At 70.5% G+C, this 22119-nt stretch carries 16 protein-coding genes and 1 pseudogene; 9 read left to right on the top strand and 8 right to left on the bottom strand.

Annotated elements, in window-relative coordinates:
* Positions 1 to 112: 112 nt before the first annotated feature.
* Positions 113 to 1153 (top strand): SPFH domain-containing protein, encoded by a 1041-nt coding sequence (locus LRX76_RS06090; RefSeq protein WP_231803118.1) that lies wholly within the window; start codon positions 113 to 115, stop codon positions 1151 to 1153.
* A gap of 42 nt (positions 1154 to 1195) precedes the next feature.
* Here the strand turns inward: LRX76_RS06090 and LRX76_RS06095 are convergent, their stop codons facing one another.
* Positions 1196 to 2095 carry a DUF808 domain-containing protein gene (locus LRX76_RS06095; protein ID WP_231803120.1) on the bottom strand — a complete coding sequence of 300 codons (900 nt, stop codon included), beginning with the start codon at positions 2093 to 2095 and terminating at the stop codon, positions 1196 to 1198.
* A gap of 297 nt (positions 2096 to 2392) precedes the next feature.
* Between LRX76_RS06095 and LRX76_RS06100 the strand changes: the two genes are divergently transcribed.
* Positions 2393 to 4501 carry a phosphoglycerol transferase I gene (locus tag LRX76_RS06100; protein WP_231803122.1) on the top strand — a complete coding sequence of 703 codons (2109 nt, stop codon included), beginning with the start codon at positions 2393 to 2395 and terminating at the stop codon, positions 4499 to 4501.
* 159 nt (positions 4502 to 4660) lie between these two features.
* Here LRX76_RS06100 and LRX76_RS06105 read toward each other — a convergent pair whose 3' ends face one another.
* The 4 genes from LRX76_RS06105 to LRX76_RS06120 all read right to left on the bottom strand — a co-directional run bounded on the left by LRX76_RS06105 (position 4661) and on the right by LRX76_RS06120 (position 11235).
* A complete protein-coding gene (locus tag LRX76_RS06105) occupies positions 4661 to 7123 on the bottom strand; it encodes a DUF3772 domain-containing protein (RefSeq protein WP_331716754.1) in 2463 nt (820 codons plus the stop codon).
* Positions 7124 to 7278: 155 nt separating this feature from the next.
* Positions 7279 to 8133, bottom strand: a complete 855-nt coding sequence (locus tag LRX76_RS06110; protein WP_231803124.1) for an NrdJb — start codon at positions 8131 to 8133, stop codon at positions 7279 to 7281.
* Between the two features lie 83 nt (positions 8134 to 8216).
* Positions 8217 to 8930 carry a hypothetical protein gene (locus LRX76_RS06115; protein WP_231803126.1) on the bottom strand — a complete coding sequence of 238 codons (714 nt, stop codon included), beginning with the start codon at positions 8928 to 8930 and terminating at the stop codon, positions 8217 to 8219.
* A gap of 157 nt (positions 8931 to 9087) precedes the next feature.
* Entirely contained in the window at positions 9088 to 11235 is a 2148-nt protein-coding gene (locus tag LRX76_RS06120; protein WP_231803128.1) for an adenosylcobalamin-dependent ribonucleoside-diphosphate reductase, read from the bottom strand.
* A gap of 450 nt (positions 11236 to 11685) precedes the next feature.
* Here LRX76_RS06120 and LRX76_RS06125 point away from each other — a divergent pair, with 450 nt between their 5' ends.
* The 7 genes and pseudogenes from LRX76_RS06125 (at position 11686) to LRX76_RS06155 (ending at position 18149) form a co-directional block, all read left to right on the top strand.
* Entirely contained in the window at positions 11686 to 13113 is a 1428-nt protein-coding gene (locus tag LRX76_RS06125; protein ID WP_231803130.1) for a Do family serine endopeptidase, read from the top strand.
* A 128-nt stretch (positions 13114 to 13241) separates the two neighbouring features.
* On the top strand, positions 13242 to 13607 hold the full coding sequence (locus LRX76_RS06130; protein WP_231803132.1) for a hypothetical protein: 366 nt from the start codon (positions 13242 to 13244) through the stop codon (positions 13605 to 13607).
* Positions 13608 to 13616: 9 nt separating this feature from the next.
* Positions 13617 to 14126: a phage holin family protein gene (locus LRX76_RS06135; RefSeq protein WP_231803134.1), complete on the top strand. Its 510-nt coding sequence runs from the start codon at positions 13617 to 13619 to the stop codon at positions 14124 to 14126.
* Positions 14123 to 14461 (top strand): annotated as a pseudogene (locus LRX76_RS06140) (hypothetical protein); the annotation flags it as partial. The gene LRX76_RS06135 and the pseudogene LRX76_RS06140, both read left to right, overlap by 4 nt.
* A 394-nt stretch (positions 14462 to 14855) precedes the next feature.
* Positions 14856 to 15956: an AI-2E family transporter gene (locus tag LRX76_RS06145; protein WP_231803138.1), complete on the top strand. Its 1101-nt coding sequence runs from the start codon at positions 14856 to 14858 to the stop codon at positions 15954 to 15956.
* Between the two features lie 38 nt (positions 15957 to 15994).
* A complete protein-coding gene (locus LRX76_RS06150) occupies positions 15995 to 16717 on the top strand; it encodes an HAD-IA family hydrolase (protein ID WP_231803140.1) in 723 nt (240 codons plus the stop codon).
* A gap of 61 nt (positions 16718 to 16778) precedes the next feature.
* Complete coding sequence (locus tag LRX76_RS06155) at positions 16779 to 18149, top strand: leucyl aminopeptidase family protein (protein WP_231803142.1); 1371 nt, start codon at positions 16779 to 16781, stop codon at positions 18147 to 18149.
* 399 nt (positions 18150 to 18548) lie between these two features.
* Here the strand turns inward: LRX76_RS06155 and LRX76_RS06160 are convergent, their stop codons facing one another.
* The 3 genes from LRX76_RS06160 to LRX76_RS06170 form a co-directional block, all read right to left on the bottom strand.
* Entirely contained in the window at positions 18549 to 20231 is a 1683-nt protein-coding gene (locus LRX76_RS06160) for a diguanylate cyclase (protein ID WP_231803144.1), read from the bottom strand.
* A 79-nt stretch (positions 20232 to 20310) separates the two neighbouring features.
* Entirely contained in the window at positions 20311 to 20910 is a 600-nt protein-coding gene (locus tag LRX76_RS06165) for a response regulator transcription factor (RefSeq protein ID WP_231803146.1), read from the bottom strand.
* A gap of 61 nt (positions 20911 to 20971) precedes the next feature.
* Complete coding sequence (locus tag LRX76_RS06170; protein WP_231803148.1) at positions 20972 to 22114, bottom strand: sensor histidine kinase; 1143 nt, start codon at positions 22112 to 22114, stop codon at positions 20972 to 20974.
* Between the last annotated feature and the right edge of the window lie 5 nt (positions 22115 to 22119).

A 22119-nucleotide genomic window follows, 5' to 3' on the forward strand; every position in this document is an offset into this window, starting at 1 on the left:
GCAAACGGCGGCACGGGCGCCGGCCAGGGCCATGCCGCCACCGCCCGATCTCCCGTTTCCGGCGCAGGCCCGTCCACAGGAGCAGACCCGCATGATCTTCTTCCCGAAAATCGTGATCGGCGACGGCGAGCGCGGCCTGCTCTATCGCGACAGGCGCCTGCGCGGCGTGCTCGTCCCGGGCATCCACCGCTACTTCGATCCGTTCCGGCGCATCGAGGTGGAGGTGTACCCGGTCAACGCGCGCAGATACACCGGACCGGACGCCGGAACGCTGCTCGCCAGCCTCGGCGGCGAGGCCTACCGGCATTTTCTCGTGGCCGACATCGGCGAGGCCGAAGTCGGCCTGCTCAGCCGCGACGGCAGGCTGGAGGAGGTCCTGCCGCCCGGCTCGCGCCAGCTCTACTGGCGGGGCGAAGCCGACCTGCAGGTGCACACGCTTCCGCTGGAGCGGGTCCCGCGGGTTCCCCCGGACATCCGGCTGCGGCTGCGCCAGCTGGGCCTGTTGCCGCGCGTGGCGGTCACGCTGGACGTGCCTTCCGGATGGGCCGGACTGGTGACCATCGATGGCCAGATGGCGCCGGTGCTGGCGTCAGGCAGCCATGCGTTCTGGAACTTCCAGAGCAATATCCTCGCCGAGACGGTCGACCTGCGGGTGCAATCGCTGGAAGTCGACCGGCAGGCGCTGCTGACCCTGGACAAGGTGAGCATCCACATGAACCTGACGGCGAGCCTGCGCGTGCACGATCCGGCGAAGGCGCGCCAGATCGCACAGGTGGACGTCTTCGTCCGGCACCTCCTGCAGCACGCGTTGAGAAGCATCGCCGCGTCCCGCTCGCTCGACGAACTGGTCCAGGACAGGTCGGCGTTGGACGAGCAGATCCAGGCCCGCCTGTGTCCGGCGCTGCACGGCTTCGGCATCGAGATCCTCGGCATCAGCGTCAGGAACATCCTGCTGCCGGACCCGCTGGCGGAGAACCTCAACCGCCAGGCGGAAGCCAACAACCTGGCGGCCGGCCCGCCGGCACTGTCACCGACGGAAACCGACGCTCTGCAGGCCATGCTCGGCATCGCGCAGATGATCGGCAGTTCGACACGGCCGCTGAGTCCGCTGCCTGCCGCCCGTCCGCCCCACTCCATGGCCGGCCCCGACTAGCAGTGCCATCGGACAGGACGGTCCGTGCCCGGCCAGGGCGTGTCAGCGGCGCAGCCGCTGCACGCCGGCGACTGCCGCAAGCACGATCGCGCCGGCCAGCACGCCGGTGACCAGGCTGCCGAGGTTGGATACCACCATGCCGGCCACGCCCTGCGGTGCGATCCCCTGCACGAAATGGTGCAGCGGCGCGATGCCGTGCACCAGGATGCCGCCGCCGACCAGGAACATGGCCAGCGTGCCGACCACCGACAGCGTCTTCATCAGCCACGGCATCGCCGCCAGGATGCCGCGCCCCAGCAGCGCCGCCGCCGCGCCCTTGCGCAGCAGCCAGGTGCCGACGTCGTCGAGCTTGACGATGCCCGCCACCACGCCGTAGACGCCCACCGTCATCGCCAGGGCGATGCCGACCAGCACCAGCACCTGCTGCAGGAACGGGGTGCCGGCCGGGATCACGCCCAGCGACAGCACGATGATCTCGGCCGAGAGGATGAAGTCGGTGCGGATCGCGCCCTTGACCTTGTCCTTCTCCAGCGCGACCACGTCGACGCTGGTGTCGGCCAGTGCCTGCATGCGCTCGGCCCGGCGCTGCGTCTCGTCCTCCTTCGAATGCAGGAAACCGTGCGCCAGCTTCTCCACGCCCTCGTAGCACAGGAATGCGCCGCCGATCATCATCAGCGGCACGATCGCCCAAGGCAGCCAGGCGCTGATGGCCAGCGCCGCCGGCACCAGAACCGCCTTGTTGAGCAGCGAACCCTTCGCCACCGCCCACACCACCGGCAGTTCGCGGTCGGCGCTGACGCCGGTGACCTGCTGCGCGTTCAGCGCCAGGTCGTCGCCGAGCACGCCGGCGGTCTTCTTGGCGGCGACCTTGGTCAGGATGGAGACATCGTCCAGCAGCGTGGCGATGTCGTCGAGCAGGGTGAACAGGCTGGCTCCGGCCATGGGGCGTTCCGTCGGATGGGGGGGGAGCGGGATTCTCCCCGATTCTCCACCGCTCCGGCATGAAATCCTGCTGCCGTCGGCGGCGGGCGCCCGGGCCGGCACGCTCCACCTGCACGCCGCCGACACATTCCCCAACGTCGGGTGTGACCCAGTTCGCAACAAACATTTCAGTCAGCTTTGTGTTGGCATGCTCCGTGTCATACGGTTGTCATGGTGTCATGCACTGTGGCGACACCCATCCGGCAGGTGACGTGCGTGCGCACGCCTGCCCAACTCTTCACCGGATGAGCGTCGAACATGGCCTGGATCCTGCTGGTTTCGCTGTTGTTGCTGGTGGCGCTGACGCTCGCTTCGCGTCGCTGGGTATGGATGAAGGCCGCGGGGCTGTCGCTGCTGCTGGTGGCGCTGAGTTCGTGGTGGCTGATCGACCGCCTCAGCGGCGACGGCATCAACGCCGCCACCCTCTACCACCTGAGCGCGGACATGGAAGGCGCCGGCGTCGGCGACTTCAAGGGCTACATCGCCGCCTACTTGGCCCTGCTGCTGGTCTCGCTGCTGCCGCTGGCGCTGCCGCGCATCCGCCGCTTCGCCCGCGACAGCCGCGGCCACGCCTCGCTGGCCGGCTTCGTGGCGCTGTTCGTGGTCGCCGTCGGCGCCAGCCCGCTGTATGCCGACGGCCGCCGCATCTACCACCAGCTGCAGCCGGTGGACTACACCCCGGTGGTCGCCGAGTACGTGCGCCCGGAGCAGCCGCTGGCCAAGCGCCGCAACATCGTCTGGATCTACGGCGAGAGCCTGGAACGCACCTACCTGGACCAGAAGGCCTTCCCCGGGCTGATGCCCAACCTGTCGCGGCTGGCGGCGCAGGGCCTGGACTTCCGCAGCCTGGACTCGGCCGAGGGCGGCGGCTGGACCATCGCCGGGCTGGTGTCGTCGATGTGCGGCGTGCCGCTGACCACCTCGCCGGGCGACGAGAACAGCATGGGCCGGATGGGCCGCTTCCTGCCCGAGGCGCAGTGCCTGGGCGACTACCTCAAGGCCCAGGGCTACAGCAACCACTACGTCGGCGGCGCCACCGGCCTGTTCGCCGGCAAGGGCCACTTCCTGGAAAGCCACGGCTTCGACGAGGTGCGCGACCTGGAGTACTTCCAGCAGCGCAAGATCGGCCCGGAGCACTTCTCCACCTGGGGCGTGCACGACGACGTGATGCTCGACGACGCCTGGGACAGCTTCCAGAAGCTCGCGCGCAAGGGCCAGCCGTTCATGCTGACCGCGCTGACCATGGACACCCACCATCCGGCCGGCCACCTGCCGGTGTCGTGCAAGGACACCCGCTACGAAAGCCGCTACGGCAACATCGGCCTGCTCAACGCGCTCAAGTGCAGCGACCGGCTGATCTACGAGCTGGTGCAGAAGATCCGCAACAGCCCGCAGGGCGAGGACACCCTCATCGTCATCGCCTCCGACCACCTGGCCATGCCCAACGACCTCAGCCGCGTGCTGGCCAAGCTCGACCGCGAGAACCTGCTGCTGTTCCTGGGCAAGGACATCGTGCCGCAGCAGGTGGCCGCGAAGAACGGCACCACGCTCGATTCCGGCGCCACCCTGCTGAGCCTGCTGGACCCCAAGATCGACGCCATCGGCTTCGGCCGCTCGCTGCTGCTGCCGGCCAGTGCGCGCGCCAGCGCCAGCGCCGCCGCCTTCCGCGAGGACGGCAAGGACTACCCGCGCTACCTGGCCTACGCGCGCTCGCTGTGGACCGGTCCGCCCAACCGCACCCTGCGCATGGACGAGGACGAGCGCGTGGTCATCGGCGCCCAGCAGGTCAAGCCGCCGGTGCTGCTGGAGTACGACAGGCAGTGGAACATCAAGGCGGTGTACCTGGAGAACACCTCGCGCCAGTTCGAGCGCGCCAACCGCCGCAACACGCTGGCCTACGTCGACCGCTGCACCGCCTTCGAGGACGGCTCGGTCGACGGCGACTGGTGCGCGCTGCTGGTGGACCGCCACAGCGGCAGCCGGCTGGTGCACGACGCCGATCTCAAGCGCGGCATCGAGGTCGGCGCCGGGATCGGCCAGGTCGCCGACGCCTCGGCGCGGGTGCGGCAGTCGTTCATGATCACGCGCAAGGCCGAGAAGGCCAATCCCGGCCGCTACATCCTGCAGGTATGGGCGCGGCAGCAGCCGACGCGGCCGTTCTGGATCGAGGCGATCTCGGCCAACGGCAAGGTGGTGATGGCCCAGCAGTGGGTGCAGCCCGACGCCTCCGGCAGGATCAGCGTGCCGCTGGGCCTGGACTACGAGGTCGACGACCTGGAGATCCGCGCCTGGCTGGACTACACCGAGCGGCTGGCGGTGGAGAGCTACGCGCTGGTGCCGTCGCTGGACGCGGACGAGAGTTCCTGAGCCTGTCCCAAGGATCCGCAGCAGCGACCTGTGTAGGAGCGACTTCAGTCGCGATGGGGCTCTACCGGTAAGGCCTCATCACGACTGAAGTCGCTCCTACGTCGTTCCTATGTCGTTCCTGCGCATGTGGCCGCCTGGCGGCGATCGCGCGCCCTGTCGCTATTCCCGGCCGCCGCCGTCCCTGTCCTGGTGCACCTCGCCGACGATGCGGATGTCCTGCGGCGTGGCCAGGGCGATGTGCTCCTCGGCCAGGGCCTCGAGCAGGCGGAAATACAGGTCGCTGCGCACCCCGTAGACGTTGCGCGGACTGGAAACATAGGCGAACGAGTTGATCGCCACCTGTCCGCCGGCGATCGAATCGATGAACACCGACGGCGCCGGCTCGTCCAGCACGCCCGGGTGCTCGGCATAGAGAGCCAGCAGCAGCTCGCGCACCCGTCCCACGTCGCTGCCCAGCGGCAGCGAGAACTGGATCTGCACGCGCCCCAGCGGGCTGGACATGGTCATGTTGCGGATGGTCTTGGTGATCAGCTCGGAGTTGGGCACGATCAGCGTCGACTTGTCGGCCACCTGGATCTCGGTGGAACGCACGCTGATGCGGCGGATGTCGCCCTCCTGGTCGCCGATCTTGATCCAGTCGCCGATCTTCACCGGCCGCTCGGCCATCAGGATCAGCCCGGAGACGAAGTTCTGGGTGATCGCCTGCAGGCCGAAGCCGATGCCCACCGACAGCGCGCTCACCATCAGCGCCAACTTCTCCAGCCCCAGCCCCAGCGCGGTCAGCGTCCACAGCGCCACCAGCGCGATGCCGAGGTAGCGCGCCACCGTGGCGATGGACGACTTGGAGGAGGCGTCCAGTTCGGTCTTGGGCAGGTAGGTGTCCACCAGCCAGCGCTGGATCACCTGCATCAGCCCCAGGCCCACCGCCAGCACGATCAACGCGCGCAGCAGGTCGCCCGGCATCAGCTTGAGCTTGCCGATCTCCAGGCCGTTGTTGGCGATGTCCATCCAGCCGAACAGCGTGGAGAAGTTGGAGCCGAACGGCTGCAGCACCGCACTCAGCCCGAACACCAGCAGCATGATGCGCAGCACCGCCGACAGCAGCACCCCCGCCTGCTCCATGTGGCTGGGCCGCAGCCCCAGCGCGCTGTTGGCGGCGCGACCGAAGCGGCTGTCCGGGGCGAACAGCCAGCGCGAGAAGTCGTCGGCGAACATCGTCAGCACCGCCAGCGCGCCGAGCACCACCGCCACCCAGATCACCTGGCGGGTGGCGAACAGGGCGAAGTCGACATAGCCGGCCAGCACCGCCACCAGCGCCACGGCGACCACCAGGTTGACCACCAGCGCCACCAGCACCACGACCGAGCTGCGGCGCTGCGGCGCGGGCGCCGGTTCGCCCTCGGCGGCCGGCGCGTCCTGCGCCGGCGGGCGGTGCAGGCGCAGCAGGCTGGCGATCATCGCCATCACCAGCAGCGCGAACGCCAGCGCCACCGCACCCTCCACCACCAGCGTGGTGGAGGCACTGGTGCGCCCGGCGCGGTTGATCAGCAGGACCAGCCCGCTGATCCAGGCCAGCAGCGCGGTGGCTCGCGCATAGCGGCGCAGCCGCACCGCGGTGGCGTCGTCGATCGGCAGCAGCCGCCACGACGGCTGGTTCGGCATCAGCAGGCTGGCGCTGACCGCGCTGATCAGCGCGGACAGCACGCTGATGAGGACGAAGTTGCCCGCCAGCAGTTCCAGCCGCGGCGGCAGCGCGCCGATCCCGAGCAGCGCCTGCACCACCAGCGCCGCCGCCAGGCCCGGCATCAGCGTGCGCACCAGCAGTTGCCACAGCGCCAGCCCCGACCGCCGCAGCCGGCTGCCCGGCGCATTGCGGCTGGCGGCGTAGCGCCGGCCCAGCCAGCGCAGCAGCTGGTTCAGCGGCCACAGCAGCAGCGCCGCCGCCACCAGCTCGGCCAGCGGCAGCATCCAGCCGTCCTTGGCCACGCCGCTGCGGATGCCGTCGGCGACCACGCCGTACAGCGCCCGCAGACGCTGCAGGTCGTCCGGGAACTGCTGCCCGACCTGCCGCCAGGTCGAGGCCGCCAGCGGCGAGGAATAGCGCCGCGACAACTGCGCGCCCAGGCGCTGGCCGAACTCGCGCTCGATGGTGGCGTTGAGCTGCTGTGCCTCAACCTTCAGCAGGCCGGCGCGCTTGATCTGCGCGTCGACCTCGCTGCGCTGCTTGTTCAGCTCGGCGCGGCGGGTGGTCAGTTCCCGCGCCTCGGTGGTGCCGTCCGCGGCCGCGCCCAGCTGCGCCAGCCGCGCATCGAGCTGGTCGCGCTCCGGCGTCAGCGAACGCTCCACCGACTCGGCGTCGCGCTGCGCCGCCAGCACCGTGTCGCCCAATCCGCGCAGCGCATCCTGGTCGTCGGTGTCGTCCAGCTGCTTCTGCACCGTGGCCAGCGCCTTCTCGGCCTGGTCGAGCAGCGCCACCGGATCGGTGTCGGCCGCATCGTCCTGCACCTGCGCCAACGCCGGCATCGCCAGCAGCAGCCAGCCGCACAGCAGCAGCCACGCGTACAGGCGGCGACGGAGGGGAGATTCGGGGATCAGGCTCGGCACGGGCTTGGGCAGGCTCACGGGAGGAGCCGGCATATTAAGCCAGCGAGGGTGCAGGCCTGGTGCCGGTAGCCAAGCAAGGTCGCGCGACCTGTAGGAGCGACTTCAGTCGCGATCGGGCCTCACCGGTGAAGCCCGATCGCGACTGAAGTCGCTCCTACGGCCGGGCTACACGCTCATCCGCACTTGCTGTATCCGCAGTTCAGGCAGGTCGCGCAGCCATCCATGATCACCAGCGCCTTGGTGCTGCACTTGTGGCACATGGTGGCCGTGGGCGGGAAGCTGGCGCCCTCGCCGGTGACGGCGATGTCCTCCTCGTGCTCGGCGGTGGTGTCGGCCGGCCGCGCCGAGTCCGCATCCAGGTCGAGTCCGCCGCCGGCTACGTCCTTCCCGGCGCCGGGGCCGGGCGCTCCCGGTTCTTCAGTGTTTTTTTTTGAACGGTCCTCGAACTGCCTGCGCTTCTCGGCGATCAGCGCGCGCTGGTGCTCGCTCATCTCCGGATCGTGCAGCAGGCCGATCGACTTGAGGTGGTCCTCGACGATGTTGCCCAGCTCGGCCACCAGCGACGGCATGTACACGCCACCGGCCTTGAAGTAGCCGCCCTTGGGATCGAACACGGCCTTCATCTCCTCCACCAGGAAGGTGACGTCGCCGCCCTTGCGGAACACCGCCGACATGATGCGGGTCAGCGCGACGATCCACTGGAAGTGCTCCATCGACTTGGAGTTGATGAAGATCTCGAACGGGCGGCGCAGCTCGTGCTCGGTGCCGGCGTTGAGCACGATGTCGTTGATGGTCACGTAGAAGGCGTGCTCCACCAGAGGCGACTTGATCTTGTAGGTGCTGCCGATCAGTACCTCGGGGCGCTCGATGCGCTCGTGCATCTGCACGATGTTGTCGGCCGGACTGGCGGCCTCGGCGGTGGCGCGGTCGATCGACGCGGCGGGTACGGGCGCGGCCGCTTCGCGCGCCTTGTCCTCGGCAGTGACGACGGCGTAGCCCTTGATTTTCTTGTCGATCTTGACGGCCATGATGCGTGTCCTGGTTGCGTTGTTCGGTTCGGCCCGTTCCCGGCCCTCTCCCGCAACCGGGAGAGGGGGGACTGGAGCCTGTTTCAGCGGGTCTTGCTGGCAGCCTTGCCGGCGGCCCTGGGAGCGGTCTTCTTCGCGGCCTTGGCGACCTTGGCCACGGTCTTCCTGGCCGGTGCCTTCTTGACAGGTGCCTTCTTGGCCGGCGCTTTCTTCGCCGGCGCTTTCCTGGCCGCCGCCTTCTTGGGCGCGGGTTTCCTGGCCACGGCCTTCTTGACCGACTTCTTCGCCGCGGCGGTCTTGCCGGCGACGGCCTTCTTGGCCGTGGCGACGTCCTTCTTCACCGTCTTTCTGGCCGCGGCGGCCTTCTTGGCCACGCTCTTGCCGGCCTTGGCGACATCCTTCTTCGCCGTCTTCTTCGCAGGTGCCAGCCGGGTGGAGGCCTTCTTCCTGGCCGCGGTGGCCTTCTTCTTCAGCGTCGCCGCCTCGGACTGCGCGCTGGCCTTGGCGGCCTCGAGCTTCTTCCTGGCGCTGGCGACGCCCTTCTTCACGCTCTTGGCGGCTTTCTTGACCACCGAATCCGCGCGCCTGGCGACGGTCTTCTCGACCTTCTTGACCGCCTTCCTGGCCTTGGCCACGCGCGTGTTCACTTCCTTGCGCGCCTTGACCGCGGTCTGCTTGACCGTGGCCACCGCCTCGGTGGCGGTGGCTGCAACGGCATCGCCCAGTTGGCCCGCGCTTTCCTTAACGTTCTCGGCGGCCTGCGAAAGGGTCGCCGTCACACCATTACCGTTGCTCATATGGCCCTCCTCCGGGCGTCAGTGTCGTGTTGCGTGAGCGATGCTATACCGATGCCATGCGGCGTGGAACGGGGATGCAACGGGGTGCGGAAGCGCTGCCGGGAAGCTGCGGCCGGATCCGGCCGCGGCCGGCGCCGCGAGCGGGCGCCGGCCCTGCTCAGAACTTGCCGTAGTAGCCTTCCTTGAGGGCGTCGAACAGGTTGGCGGCGGTATGCATCTCGCCGTCGTACTCGATCTGCTCGTTGCCCTTGACCTCGACCACGCTGCCGTCCTCCAGCTCGAAGCGGTAGGTGGTGTTCTCCAGGTCCGCCTCCTTGACCAGCACGCCCTGGAAGGCGGCCGGGTTGAAGCGGAACGTGGTGCAGCCCTTGAGCCCCTGCCGGTAGGCGTAGCGGTAGATGTCCTTGAACTGCTCGTACGGGTAGTCGGTGGGGACGTTGGCGGTCTTGGAGATGGAGCTGTCCACCCACTTCTGCGCCGCGGCCTGCACGTCCACGTGCTCCTTCGGGCTGATGTCGTCGGCGGCGATGAAGTAGTCCGGCAGGCGCGCGGCCTCGTCGTCGGCGAACGGTATCGCCTTGGGATTGACCAGGTGGCGGTAGGCCAGCAGTTCGAAGGAGAACACGTCCACCTTCTCCTTGGACTTCTTGCCCTCGCGGATCACGTTGCGGCTGTAGTGGTGGGCGAACGACGGCTCGATGCCGTTGGAGGCATTGTTGGCCAGCGACAGCGAGATGGTGCCGGTGGGCGCGATGGAACTGTGGTGGGTGAAGCGCGCGCCGCTCTCGGCCAGCTCGTCCACCAGTTCCGGGGCGACCTCGGCGATGCGCTGCATGTAGCGGCTGTAGCGCGCGTGCAGCACCTTGCCCTCGATCTGCTGGCCCACGCGCCAGCCGTCGCGCGCCATCTCCGGGCGCTTGCGCAGCATCTCGGCGGTGACCTCGAAGGTCTCGTCCATGATCGGCGCGGCGCCCTTCTCGCGCGCCAGCGCAAGCCCGGTCTCCCATCCGGCCAGCGCCATCTCGCGGGCGATGGCCTCGGTGAACCGGCACGACTCGGGCGAGCCGTACTTCATCTTCAGCATGGTCACGGTCGAGCCCAGACCGAGGAAGCCCATGCCGTGGCGGCGCTTGCGCTCGATCTCGGCGCGCTGCTGCGGCAGCGGCAGGCCGTTGACCTCGACCACGTTGTCGAGCATGCGGGTGAACACCCGCACGACCTCCTTGTATTCCTCCCAGTCGAAGCGCGCCTTGTCGGTGAACGGCTCGCGCACGAAGGTGGTCAGGTTGACCGAGCCGAGCAGGCAGGCGCCGTAGGGCGGCAGGGGCTGCTCGCCGCACGGGTTGGTCGCGCGGATGTTCTCGCACCACCAGTTGTTGTTCATCTCGTTGACCTTGTCGATCAGGATGAAGCCCGGCTCGGCGTAGTCGTAGGTGGACACCATGATCATGTCCCACAGGTGGCGGGCGCGGATCTGCCCGTAGACCTTGCAGGCAACCAGGCCGTCGTCGCGGACGATGTAGTTCTCGTGCAGCGGCCACTCGCGCCACACCACCCGGGCCGGGTCGGCCAGGTCGATCTCGCCCTCTTCCTTGCGGTTGACCGGGAACACCAGCGGCCAGTCGCTGTCGTCCTCCACCGCCTGCATGAAGCCGTCGGTGATCAGCAGCGACAGGTTGAACTGGCGCAGGCGCCCGTCCTCGCGCTTGGCGCGGATGAAGTCCTTCACGTCCGGGTGCGACACGTCGAAGGTGCCCATCTGCGCGCCGCGGCGGCCGCCGGCCGAGGACACGGTGAAGCACATCTTGTCGAAGATATCCATGAACGACATCGGCCCGGAGGTGTAGGCGCCGGCGCCGGCCACGAACGCGCCGCGCGGGCGCAGCGTGCTGAACTCGTAGCCGATGCCGCAGCCGGCCTTGAGCGTGAGCCCGGCCTCGTGGACCTTCTCCAGGATGCCGTCCATCGAGTCGGCGATGGTGCCCGAGACGGTGCAGTTGATGGTGCTGGTGGCCGGCTTGTGTTCCTGCGCGCCGGCGTTGGAAGTGATGCGGCCGGCCGGGATCGCGCCGTGGCGCAGCGCCCACAGGAAGCGCTCGTACCAGTGCTCGCGGGTCTGCGGGTCGGCCTCGGCGTCGGCCAGCGCGCGCGCCACGCGCCGGTAGGTGCCGTCGATGTCGGCGTCCAGCGCCTCGCCCTGCTTGGTCTTCAGCCGGTACTTCTTGTCCCAGATGTCCAGCGAGGCGGGCTGCATCGGAATGCCGTCCGGACGGGTCTTGACCACTTCAAGGCGCACCGTGCTCATTGTTGCTCGTTCTCCTTCGACCTTCCCGATGGGAGGATGTCGCCATCCTGCTGGGCCCGGGACGAACAGCGAAGACGCCGGCGACCGACGCGATGCGCAGGGCATCGATCGGAATTATGGTCGGTTGGATCACGCCGCCACGCCATGCGTCATCGCCCGCTTCCCGAGGCTCTGTTGATGTCCCAAGCCAAGACCCTACAACTTGGGTTTGTGCGCCGCTTTACCGCTATATCTAGTGGCCGGCGAGGCGTTCCAAGCTACGCGCGGCGACCCCGCCTGTCAACGTCCGCACGGCCGCGGACCGCGGCCGCGGAACGGGCGCGGCCGCGCTTTCACTGGCGGTTAAATCGGGGCGCGGCACTCTCGTTCAGGTTGATCGACGGGCACTCCGTACCCATCCTTTCGTTCCCTGACCCCTCCCTCCGTTTCCTCCACGGAATCGACACGCCCATGCGACCGCTTCCCACCCTGCTCACCCTCGCCCTGGCCGCGGCCTTCGGCGGCTTCGCCGCCACCGCGATCAACGCCCACCTGGACAACCGCGCCCAGGCCGAACCCACCGCGCTCGCCGCCCCGGCCGCGGGCAGCCTTCCCGCCACGGTGGCCGGCCAGCCGCTGCCGACGCTGGCGCCGATGCTGCAGCAGGTGATGCCGGCCGTGGTCAGCATCAACACCAAGCAGGTGGTGCGGGTACGCAACCCGTTCTTCAACGACCCGTTCTTCCGCCGGCTGTTCCCGGACATCCCGCAGGAACGCATCAACGAGTCGCTCGGCTCGGGCGTGATCATCGACGCCAAGCAGGGCCTGGTGCTCACCAACCACCACGTCATCGACAACGCCGACGACGTGCAGGTGACGCTGGCCGACGGCCGCAGCCTCAAGGCCGAGTTCCTGGGCTCCGACGCGGACACCGACATCGCGCTGATCCGCATCACCGCCGACAAGCTCACCGCCATCCAGCTCGCCGACAGCGGCCAGCTGCGGGTGGGCGATTTCGTGGTGGCCATCGGCAACCCGTTCGGCTTCACCCAGACGGTGACCTCGGGCATCGTCTCGGCGGTGGGCCGCAGCGGCATCCGCGGGCTGGGCTACCAGAACTTCATCCAGACCGACGCCTCGATCAACCCCGGCAACTCCGGCGGCGCGCTGGTGGACCTGCAGGGACGCCTGGTGGGCATCAACACCGCCAGCTTCAACCCGCAGGGCAGCATGGCCGGCAACATCGGCCTGGGCCTGGCGATCCCCTCCAACCTGGCGCGCAACGTGGTCGAGCAGTTGCTCAAGACGGGCGTGGTGGTGCGCGGCACGCTGGGCATGGAGACGCAGAACCTGACCGCGCAGATGGCCCAGGGCCTGGGGCTGGACAACATCCGCGGCGCACTGGTCACGCGCGTGCTGGCGGGTTCGGGCGCGGCGGCGGCAGGCGTGCAGCCGGGCGACGTGGTGGTCGCCGCCAACGGCCAGCGCGTGGACAGCGCCGAGTCGCTGCACAACTACGAGGGCCTGCAGCCGGTGGGCAGCACGGTGGCGCTGGACGTGCGCCGCGACGGCAAGCCGCTGCAGCTCAAGGCGGTGCTCAAGGAGCAGGCGCGCGCGGTCAAGGGCGACAGCCTCGACCCGCGCCTGGGCGGTGCCACCTTCACCGACCTGCCCGAGTCGCTGCGCCAGTCCGGCCTGAACGGGGTGCTGGTGAGCGAGGTCGCGCGCGGCAGCCGCGCCGCCGCCAACGGCCTGGCCAAGGGCGACATCGTGGTCGCCAGCACGGTGGGCGAATTCGCCGACCTGGCCAGCTGGCGCGCCGGCTTCGAGCGCAAGCCGCAGCAGCTGGTGGTGCGCATCCTCCGCGGCAACCGGCAGTACGACGTACCGTTGCAGTGATGGCGAGGGCGCCGGCCGTGCTGCGGCCGTCGCCCCGCCGTGACACCCCCTACACCGGGGCGATGCTATTTGTGCCCTTCCACGGTCATGCAACCATGGCCGTTCCCATCAGTCCCCAGGAGATCGCGATGAGCCCCACCAACACCGAACAGCTGAAGGAAAACCTGAGCGAAGCCGGCTCCCACCTCAAGTCGGCCGCCTCTGCCGCCAGCGAGGCGATCAAGGGTGCCGCCGGTGCCGCCGGCGACGAGCTCAAGCTGGGCAAGGCCAACGTCAAGTCGGAGCTGTCCGATACCGCGCTGTCGGGCCTGAACGCGGCCGAGTTCGGCGGTGCCGCCGCCAAGGAGCAGGTGGACGTGCTGCTGGACAAGGGCCGCGACCTGCTCGACAGCGCCACCGACCTGATCCGCGAGAAGCCGCTGGCCTCGTTCGGCGTCGCCTTCGCCGCCGGCTGGCTGATCGCCAAGCTGGCCCGCAGCAGCGGCGAGAAGTAAGCCGGTCGCGTGAGCGAGCACGACACACGACCCGGGGACGGCGCCGCCGACGCGGCGCCCGAGGACACGACGCCTTCGATCGAGGCGTCGCTGCGCCAGTTCGGCGCGGCCGGCCGCGAAGGACTGGACGCGACCCTGGACACCGGCCGCGCGCTGCGGCGCCTGCTGTTCGCCGACCTGGCACTGGCACGCGCGGCACTGGCGCGCGCGCTGGTGTGGCTGACGGTGGCGGTGGCGTTCGGCGGCTCGGCGTGGCTGCTGCTGATGGGCGTGGTGATCGCACTGCTGCAGGCGATGGGCTGGTCGTGGCTGGCCTCGATCTCGTTCGCGGCGCTGATCAGCCTGATGGTCACCGGCATCGGTGCCTGGCAGGCGCTGCGCTACTTCGAGATGAGCAGGCTCCAGGCCACCCGCCGGCAACTGGCGCGCCTGGGCATCGGCGGCGACGGCGATGCCGACACCGACGACGAAGACGAAGCCGTTCCGCCCGCTTCGTCGCAGGGAGCACCGACGCCATGAAGTTCGAACAACTGCAACGACGCATCCAGCGCGCCGAGGAACTGCTGGAGGGCCGCGAGCAGCAGGTGGCGACGCAGTGGTGCGTGCTCAAGCGGGTCTGGCGCGAAGGCTGGACCCCGTTGCGCATCGTCGTCGCCGGGTTCGGCCTGGGCTTCCTCGGCGGCCGCACCGAGCCGGTGGCCGCCATCAACAGCGTGGCCGCCAAGCTCGGCGGCGCGCCCAAGCTACTGCAGATGATCTCCACGGTCTCCGGCCTGTTCGCCGCAATGCAGGCGCAGGACGCCTCCGACCAGGCCGAGCGCGCGGCCGACCAATCGCAGGACGCCGCCGCCGACGCCTCGCAACCGCCGCAGCCGGACCAGGCCCCGCGCCCGGCCCGGCGCGTCGACGCTGCCGCAGCGGAGCACGCCCCGCCGCGGCCGGCCGAGGCGGCCACGGAAATGTCCGAGCGCTATTGATCCGGCGACGTGGCGATGGCCGGGCCCGGGACGCCGCAGACGGGCTCTGCCGGCACCGGCCGTGCCGCCTTCGGCTGGCGTTCCCTGGCTGGCCCCGTAGCCCTGGCAAGCGAAGCGCACCAGCCACAACCATGCCCCGGAAGCGCTTCGCCTACCCGGACCACATCGCGGCGGCGCGTCGCCGCATCGCGCCCGCCGACGCTCACGTCCGCCGCACCTTGTCCGGGCCGATAATGCCCGCCCTTGTCCCGTGCCGGCTGCCGGCCTCGCCATGAACCAACCCGCCGACGCTGCCCGACCCGCCCACGACGAGCGTGCCGCTCCCCCGCTGCCGCGTCCGCGCGCGCCGATGTCGCTGGTGGTGCTGGCGACGCTGGCGGTCGGCTTCACCCTGTGGGCGGCGCAGGAGGTGATCCTGCCGATCCTGCTGGCGGCGTTCTTCGCCCTGGTCGGCAACCCGATCCTGCGCCTGCTGGGGCGGCTGCATGTGCCGCGCTTCCTGGCCGCGCTGCTGGTCATCACCCTGGGCGTGGCCGGCACGGTGGCGCTGACGATCCAGCTGGCCGGGCCGGCCACCGAGTGGGTGCAGCAGGCACCGCGGCAGATGCGCCAGATCGCCAACAAGGTGCGCGACCTCACCAAGCCGGTGATGCAGGCCAACCAGGCGGCGGAGAACTTCGCGCGGGTGGCCGGCGGCGAGGGCAGCCGCCGCGTGCAGGTGGTGCGCACCCAGCTCGACGATCCCTACCGCGCCCTGGTGCGCACGCCCAAGCTGGCCGCCTCGGTGCTGGCGGTGGTGCTGCTGACGTTCTTCTTCATGGTCTACGGGCAAAGCCTGCAGCGCCATGTCATCGCGCTGATGCCCGGCCGCCAGCAGCAGCGCTTCACCGCCGACATCCTGCGCTCGATCGAGCGCGAGGTCTCGCGCTACGTGCTGACCATCAGCGTGATCAACACCCTGGTCGGCGCGGTGCTGGCCGGCATCCTGTACCTGCTCGGCATCCCGGTCCAGGAAGCGGCGCTGTGGGGCACGGTGGCGGCGCTGCTGAACTTCGCCCCCTACATCGGTCCGCTGATCGGCGTGGTGCTGATGCTGCTGATGGGTTTCGTCGAGTTCCGCGACCCGCTCGCCGCCGCCCTGCCGGCGCTGCTGTACCTGGCGCTGCACACGCTGGAAGGGCAGATCGTCACCCCGATCGTGCTCGGCCGGCGCATGGCGATCTCGCCGCTGATGCTGATCCTGGCGCTGATGCTGTTCGGCTGGCTGTGGGGCATGATCGGCCTGCTGCTGGCGGTGCCGATGCTGGTGTGCATCAAGCTGGTGCTGGGCAAGCTCGAAGGCATGCAGCGCTGGGCCCGGCTGCTGGAGTGAACGGCCGTGACCGGCGCGCGTTGGCGTAAAATGGGCCGGTGAACTTTCCCGTCCGTGCAATCACCCTCGATCTCGACGATACCCTGTGGCCGTTCGCGCCGATCGGCGAGCGCATCGACAACGTGCTGCACGACTGGCTGCAGCAGCACAGCCCGCGCACCGCCGAGCTGTTCCCGATCGCGGCCATGCACCGCCTGCGCGCGCAGGTGTTCGAGCACAATCCGCACCTGGCCTACGACCTCGGCGCGATCCGGCGGCTGACGCTGCAGCAGGCGCTGGCCGCCAGCGGCGCCGACACCGCCCTGGTCGAGCCCGCCTACGAGGTGTTCTACGCCGAGCGCAACCGCGTGGAATGCTATCCCGACGCCCTCGGCGCGCTGGCGCGCATCGCCGCGCGGGTGCCGGTGGCCGCGCTCACCAACGGCAACGCCGACCTGCAGCGCATCGGCCTGGAGCGGCACTTCGTGTTCCAGCTCGGTGCGCGCGAGCACGGCGCGGCCAAGCCCGAGGCCAGCATCTTCCACGCCGCCTGCGCACGCCTGCAGCTGCCGCCGTCGCAGGTGCTGCACGTGGGCGACCACATCGAGATGGACGTGGTCGGCGCCATGCAGGCCGGGCTGCGCGGCTGCTGGATCAACCGCGAGCGGCAGCACTGGACGCATCCGCAACTGCAGCCGGACCTGCATTTCGACACCCTCGCCGGGCTGGCCGACTGGCTCGATGCCCAGGCCGGGGATACCCCTTCCACCGCCGGCGCCTGATGCCGGCCGCGGGCGCCGGCCCGGCGCCTGCCTCGAATACGCCTCCAGGAGGACGTCCCCCATGTCACTTCCCATCGGATTCACCGCCGACGCTGCCGACGCGCTGCCGCTGCACGTGCTCGACCGCGAAGGCCTGGCCGCCTGGCGGCAGGCGCAACCGGCCGCGATCGGCGGCTGGCTGGAGCAGCAGCGGTTCACCGCGGCCGCCGGCAGCTGCCTGCTGCTGCCGGGTGCGGCCGGCATCGCCGGCGCGGTGATCGGGGTGGGCGACCGCCTGGACGCGCATGCCTACGCGCACGCGCCGTTCGCGCTGCCGGCCGGAAGCCGCTGGCGCCTGGCCGGCGGGCTGGCCGAGGCCGAGCAGGCCGCGCTGCAGCTGGGCTGGGGCCTGGGCAGCTATCGCTTCGCCCGCTACAAGCGCCCGTTGCGCGAGCCGGCGCAGCTGCTGGCCACGCCGGCGCCGGAGGTGGCCACGCTGATCGACGCCTGCCTGCGCGTGCGCGACTGGGTCAACACGCCGACCGAGGACATGGGCCCGGAGCAGCTCGAGCAGGCCGCACGCGAACTGGCGCAGGCGCACGGCGCGCAGGTCGCCGTCATCAGCGGCGACGAACTGCTGCAGAGGAACTTCCCCACCATCCACGCGGTCGGCCGCGCCTCCCACCGCGCGCCGCGGCTGATCGAGCTGAACTGGGGCGACAGCGCCCACCCGCACGTGGCGCTGGTCGGCAAGGGCGTGTGCTTCGACACCGGCGGGCTGGACCTGAAGAGCGCCGACGGCATGCGCAACATGAAGAAGGACATGGGCGGCGCCGCGCACGCGCTGGCGCTGGCCGGGCTGGTGATGGCCAACGCGCTGCCGGTACGGCTGACGCTGCTGGTCCCGGCGGTGGAGAACGCGGTCGGCCCGGACGCGATGCGCCCCGGCGAGATCGTCACCACCCGCACCGGGGCCACGGTGGAGATCGACAACACCGACGCCGAGGGCCGGCTGATCCTGTGCGACGCGCTGGCCTACGCCGGCGAGCAGCGGCCCGAGCTGATCCTGGACTTCGCCACCCTCACCGGTGCCGCGCGCGTGGCGCTGGGCCCGGACCTGCCGGCACTGTTCGCCAACGACGACGCGCTGGCGCAGGCCTGGCTCGACAGCGGCGCGCAGACCCGCGACCCGGTCTGGCGCATGCCGCTGTGGCGCCCGTACCTGCGCTACCTCACCAGCCACGTCGCCGACCTCGCCAACGCCGGCTCGCGCATGGCCGGCGCGGTCACCGCCGCGCTGTACCTGGAGCGCTTCGTGCCGGCCGGCATCAAGTGGGCGCACCTGGACGTGTACGCCTGGAACGACAGCGAACGTCCCGGCCGCCCGGCCGGCGGCGAGGCGCTGGCGCTGCGCTCGGCCTGGGCGATGCTGAAGGCGCGCTACGGCCGCTGAGCGTCCTGCGCCCGACGTTGCCTGCGATAACGACGCAACCACCCGTGGCCCGGGCAAGCGCCACCGACCGGGGCAACCGGACCCGGCTGCGAGGGTCGTCCCGGGTGAGGCCTTCGGCCTGGCCCGGGCTGCGCGGCTGCGGCCGCTGACCGGACCGTCCGGGTTTTCATGGGGAAGGCCCCGGCCGGCCGGCCTTGGCCCGCACCACCCCGGGACCCGGTGCGACCAGCCCCGGCCGCCGCAGCGGTGGGCCGAGGCCCACCCCATGGCGACAGCAGAAACATGGCGACAGCAGAAACAATGCGTAGTCCGGGGCCACGCCCACGGTGCCCCACGGAATCCGGACACCCGGCGCCTGGCTGACCCGGGCACCCGGCACGCCGGCCGCGTGGGACCGGCCTACCTGCCGGCCAGCATCACCTGGTCGCGGCCGTTGCGCTTGGCCGCGTACAGCGCCTCGTCGGCGCGCTGCAGCAGCAGTTCGGGGGTGTTGCCGTGCGGCAGCAGCCCGGCCACGCCGATGGACACGGTGGCCGCCGGCAGTTCCGCGCCCAGGTGCTGGACCCGCAGCTCGGACACCGCCTTGCGGATCTCCTCAGCGCGCGCCAGCGCCGCCTCGGGCGCGGCCTCGGGCAGGATCAGGGTGAACTCCTCGCCGCCGTAGCGGCAGGCGATGTCCTCCTGCCGCGACATCGCCTGCAGCAGCTTGCCCAGCCCGGCCAGTAGCGCGTCGCCGCCGGCGTGGCCGTGGGTGTCGTTGAAACGCTTGAAGTGGTCCAGGTCGAGCATCATCAGCGCCAGCGGCAGGTTGCGCCGCTGGCAGCGCGCCAGTTCGCGCCCCAGCGACTCCTCCAGATAGCGGCGGTTGAACAGCCCGGTGACCGGGTCGCGGATGGACTGGATGCGCAGGCGCTCCTGCAGCTGCAGGTTGGACAGCCCCATCGACAGCTGCTCGGCGGCGGTGTCGATGATGTGCGTGCGCGACATGAAGGCTTCGTCCGGCGCCGAGACATAGATGAAACCCAGCTGCACGCCCTGCGCCATCAGCGGGATGCAGGCGCTGGCGGCACCCTCCGGGCCAGGCCCGTGCACGTGCACGCAGAAGGCATCGCCGCTGCGGCTGCGCGCCAGGTAGGGCTGGCCGCGGCGCAGCGCCCAGCAGTCGCCGACCGGCAGCATGTCCTCGGACGGCAGTGCGTGCGTCCCCCAGTGCACCAGGGCCTCGGCGTAGTCGCGCGAGGCGCGGACGCGGTAGATGGTGCCGCCGGTGCCCGGCAGCAGCCGCAGCATGACGTGGGTGGTGAGCTGCAGCGCCTCCTCGGTATGGGTGCAGCTCTGCAGCATGCTGGCGAAGCGGCTCAGCTCGCCCAGGTCCGCGGCGGCGCCCTCCAGCTCCTGCACGCTCTGGCGCAGCTTGCGGTTGCCTTCCAGCGACTTGCGCTCGGCCAGCTGGCGGCGGCGGTTCTCGCGCAGCATCATCACGTAGACCATCACGATCACGCCGATGCCGAACGGGATGCCCGCCATCGCCAGCATCTTGAGCAGCATGGCGCTCTCGTGGCTGGACTGGTCGCGCGCGCGCAGCAGTTCGGTCTCGGTCTCGGTCATCTCGGCCAGCAGCGCACGCACGGCCTCGGCGGTGGGGCGCGCGTCCTTGTGGATGCCCCCCGGTACTGCCGCCAGTCCCTGCCGCTCGTAGACGGCCAGCGTCGCGGCGATCTGCTCCTGGCGCATCTGCAGCAACCGGTCCAGGCGCTTGAAGCGCGCCACCTGCTGCGGGTTGTCCCGCACCGCCTCGCCCAGCCCCTTGAGCACGATCGGCATGCGTTCGCGGGCGGCGTAGTAGTCCGCCAGCGTGGACACGCGGCCGGCCAGCATGTAGCCGCGCTGCGCCGCCTCGATGTCGCGCAGGGTGGCATCGACCTGGTCGATGCGCGCGATCACGCTGTGGGTATGCGACACCCATTCGGCGTCGCTGATGAAGCGGTCCGCCCCTGCGGTCACGCCGAAGCCGATGCCGAGGAAGATCAGGCTGGCCAGCAGCGGGCCGAGATGGCGGGCTAGGAAATACTTACGAGCCATGGAGGAAAGACGACGGCAGGCAGGGGGGAGGACGGAAGTGGCGCCGCCCCTGCCGGCACCTTCGTGGCCCGGCATGCTACTACAGCCAGCCTTTCTGCCGGGCCAGGCGGTAGGCCTCGACGCGGTTGCCGACGCCGAGCTTGCCGATGCATCCGGACAGGTAGTTGCGCACGGTGCCGGGCGAAAGGCCCAGCCGCCCGGCGATCTGCGCCGCCGACAGCCCCTCGCCCGCCAGCCGCAGCACGCCGCGCTCGCGCTCGCTGAACGGATCAGCCTGCGACCAGGCGTCCAGCGCCAGCTGCGGATCGATGGCACGGCCGCCGCGGTGCACCTGGCGCAGCGCCGCGGCCAGCGTCTCGGCCGGCGCGTCCTTGAGCAGGTAGCCGCCGACCCCGGCGTCGAGTGCGCGGCGCAGGAATCCCGGGCGCGCGAAGGTGGTCACGATCACCACCCGCACCGGCAGGGCATGGCGCTGGACCCGCTGCGCCAGTTCCAGGCCGCTCAGGCCCGGCATCTCGATGTCGGTGACCAGCACGTCCGGACGCAGCCGCTGCAGCTCGCGCCAGGCGTTCTCGCCGTCGCCGGCGCTGCCGACCACCTCGATGTCGTCCTCCAGCTCGAGCAGCGCCGCCAGCGCGCCGCGCAGCATCGCCTGGTCCTCGGCCAGCAGCACGCGCATCGCATCGTCTCCACGCTTCACCTTGCCTGGCACATTAGCAGAGCGCGCCGCCCCGCCGCGCCTATCCCGCCGCCGCGCGCAGCGGCAGCGCCGCCTGCAGCCGCGTCCCCTGCCCGCGCAGCGAATCCACCCGCAGTTCCCCGCCCAGCGCCTGCAGCCGCTCGCGCATCCCGCGCAGCCCGTTGCCCGGGGCGATGTCGCCGCCGCGGCCGTCGTCGCTGACCTGCAACAGCGCGCGGTCGCCGGTGCAGGCCAGCTCGATGCGCACGCTGCGCGCGCGTGCATGCCGCTGGATGTTGGTGACGGCCTCGCGCACGGTCAGCGCGAACACGGTCTCCAGCTCCGGCGGCAGCGCGATGGCGGACAGGTCGTAGCTCAGGCCGATGCCGTCGGCCTCCAGCAGCAGGTGCGCCGAGGCCAGCTCGGCGGCCAGTTCGGCCGCGCGGATGCCGGTCACGGCATGGCGCACCTGCGCCAGCGCCTCGCGCGAGACCCGCGCCACCTCGTCGATCTCGTGCCGCGCGCGGCACGGATCGCGCTCGACCAGGCGCCCGGCCAGGTCAGCCTTGAGCGCCACCAGCGACAGCGTGTGCCCGAGCAGGTCGTGCAGGTCGCGGCCGATGCGCTCGCGCTCGGCGGTGGCGGCCAGCCGCCGCACTTCCTCGTGCGAGAGCTTCAGCGCGGCGCTGGTGCGCTGGTTGCGGCGTTCGACATGGACCAGGGTGCCGATGACCAGCGTGGTCACCGGCACCCAGACCAACGTCGTCCACGGATAGCCCAACCACCTGGCGAACGCCAGCAGCGCCACGTTGGCCAGCGCGATCTGCAGCAGGCGCAGCCACAGCGGACGCATGTCCCCGCCGCCGAACATGACGCAACCGAACACGAAATAGGTCAATGCCGGCGGATACCAGCGGAACAGCACCAGCGACAGTGCGATCATGCCCAGCGCGCACGCCCCGACCCGCCGCCGCGGCAGCATCAGCGTCGCCGCGTACAGCGCCAGGAACAGCGGATACGAGAGCAGCGTCAGCCCCAGCCAGCGCAGGTCGTAGCCGCGCGGGGTGAATATCGGCACCACGAACACCCAGGCCGTCCACAGCAGGTGCACGGCCTCGATCCAGGCCGGCTTGCCCTGTCGCAGCGTGTCCGCCAGCAGGGAATCGGGGGCCGGGTACATCCATGCGGGCAAGGGCCGGCTCATCTGCA

The sequence above is a fragment of the Stenotrophomonas sp. MMGLT7 genome (assembly GCF_021168555.1).
Classification (GTDB): Bacteria; Pseudomonadota; Gammaproteobacteria; order Xanthomonadales; family Xanthomonadaceae; genus MMGLT7.

Excerpts from the sequence above, each read along its gene's own strand:
- LRX76_RS06095 (WP_231803120.1), bottom strand. The coding sequence starts at position 2,095 with ATGGCCGGAGCCAGCCTGTTCACCCTGCTCGACGACATCGCCACGCTG.
- LRX76_RS06145 (WP_231803138.1), top strand. The coding sequence starts at position 14,856 with ATGAACCAACCCGCCGACGCTGCCCGACCCGCCCACGACGAGCGTGCC.
- LRX76_RS06165 (WP_231803146.1), bottom strand. The coding sequence starts at position 20,910 with ATGCGCGTGCTGCTGGCCGAGGACCAGGCGATGCTGCGCGGCGCGCTG.
- LRX76_RS06125 (WP_231803130.1), top strand. The coding sequence starts at position 11,686 with ATGCGACCGCTTCCCACCCTGCTCACCCTCGCCCTGGCCGCGGCCTTC.
- LRX76_RS06160 (WP_231803144.1), bottom strand. The coding sequence starts at position 20,231 with ATGGCTCGTAAGTATTTCCTAGCCCGCCATCTCGGCCCGCTGCTGGCC.
- LRX76_RS06170 (WP_231803148.1), bottom strand. The coding sequence starts at position 22,114 with ATGAGCCGGCCCTTGCCCGCATGGATGTACCCGGCCCCCGATTCCCTG.
- LRX76_RS06130 (WP_231803132.1), top strand. The coding sequence starts at position 13,242 with ATGAGCCCCACCAACACCGAACAGCTGAAGGAAAACCTGAGCGAAGCC.
- LRX76_RS06155 (WP_231803142.1), top strand. The coding sequence starts at position 16,779 with ATGTCACTTCCCATCGGATTCACCGCCGACGCTGCCGACGCGCTGCCG.
- LRX76_RS06115 (WP_231803126.1), bottom strand. The coding sequence starts at position 8,930 with ATGAGCAACGGTAATGGTGTGACGGCGACCCTTTCGCAGGCCGCCGAG.
- LRX76_RS06120 (WP_231803128.1), bottom strand. The coding sequence starts at position 11,235 with ATGAGCACGGTGCGCCTTGAAGTGGTCAAGACCCGTCCGGACGGCATT.
- LRX76_RS06100 (WP_231803122.1), top strand. The coding sequence starts at position 2,393 with ATGGCCTGGATCCTGCTGGTTTCGCTGTTGTTGCTGGTGGCGCTGACG.
- LRX76_RS06110 (WP_231803124.1), bottom strand. The coding sequence starts at position 8,133 with ATGGCCGTCAAGATCGACAAGAAAATCAAGGGCTACGCCGTCGTCACT.